Raw genomic sequence first — 1077 nt, 5'->3', positions numbered from 1 at the left:
GCGGGGCGGGGCGGCGGGGCGCGCGCGGGCCCGGGCGCGGGCGCCTCGCGACTTCGTGATCCCGCGCTGCCAGGCCCTGCTGCTGACCCGCCGCGCCGCGGCGCGCGCCCTGCCGCCGCCGGTCCCCGACCTGCCGGTGCTGGCCGTTGGCGAGGCCACGGCGGCCGAGGCGCGGGCGCGCGGCTGGGCGGATTGCCGCGCCGCGGAGGGCACGGCGGAGAGCCTGGCGGCGCGGGCGGCCCGCCAGCGCGCTCCCGCGCGCGGTCCGCTGCTGCTGGCGGTGGGCGAGGGCTACGCGCTGGATCTCGCGGCTGCGCTGCGCGCGCGCGGCTTCCGGGTGATCCGCCGTGTCGCCTATGCCGCGGCGCCGGCCGAACACCTGCCGGACCCGGCCCGCGGGGCGCTGGGGGGGGGGCGGGTCGGTGCGGTGCTGTTCCACTCGCCACGCTCGGCGCTGTGTGCGATGAAACTTCTCCGCGCCGCGGGACTTGAGGCCGCCATTCCCCGCATGGAAGCTCTTGCGATCAGCCGCCGCGTGGCCAGGGCCGCCGAGGCCGCCGCCGCGCCCCAGGCGTGGCGCGCGGTGCGCGTCGCGGACCGGCCGGATGAGCAGGCGCTGCTGGCGCTGCTCGGCGCGCGGCGTCATGCTGGCGATCCGGCTAGCCCCACACCATCAGGAGAGCCATGAGCCCGCCCGACACCTCCCCCAGCTTCCTCGACCGGCTCCGGCGCTTCGATCCGACGGTCCTGCCGATCGTCGTCGCGGCCCTGGTCCTGGGCGGCGCGGTCCTCTGGCTGCTCGGCCGGCCCTTGCCGCCGCCCCAGGCCGCCGGCCCCGATCCGCAGACCGCGCAGCAGCTCGAGGCGCTGCGCACCGGCCTCGCCCAGCTGCAGGGCCGCCCGACACCGGCCGCGCCCGACCTCGCCCCCCTGCGCGAGGCCGCCCAGGCCGCGACGGCGCGGGCCGAGGCGGCGGCGCGCCCGGCGGCGGCGCGGGAGCAGCGGGTCGGCCCGCGGGCGCAGGGCCGGGCGGCACGGCCGCGCCGCGCTCCGGCGGCGCAGGCCCCGCGTGGCGCC

General features: G+C 81.5%; 2 protein-coding genes. Both read left to right on the top strand.

Annotated features, from left to right (window positions below; translation table 11 throughout):
- On the top strand, positions 1-688 hold a 688-nt coding region (locus AC1MIR_RS26735), incomplete at its 5' end, for a uroporphyrinogen-III synthase (protein WP_480031217.1).
- The coding region (locus AC1MIR_RS26730) for a hypothetical protein (RefSeq protein WP_480031216.1) at positions 685-1077 on the top strand (393 nt) is incomplete at its 3' end. The genes AC1MIR_RS26735 and AC1MIR_RS26730, both read left to right, overlap by 4 nt.

It is taken from the genome of Falsiroseomonas sp. RANM36 (assembly GCF_056682175.1).
This window is presented reverse-complemented; position numbering and strand designations above follow the sequence as displayed.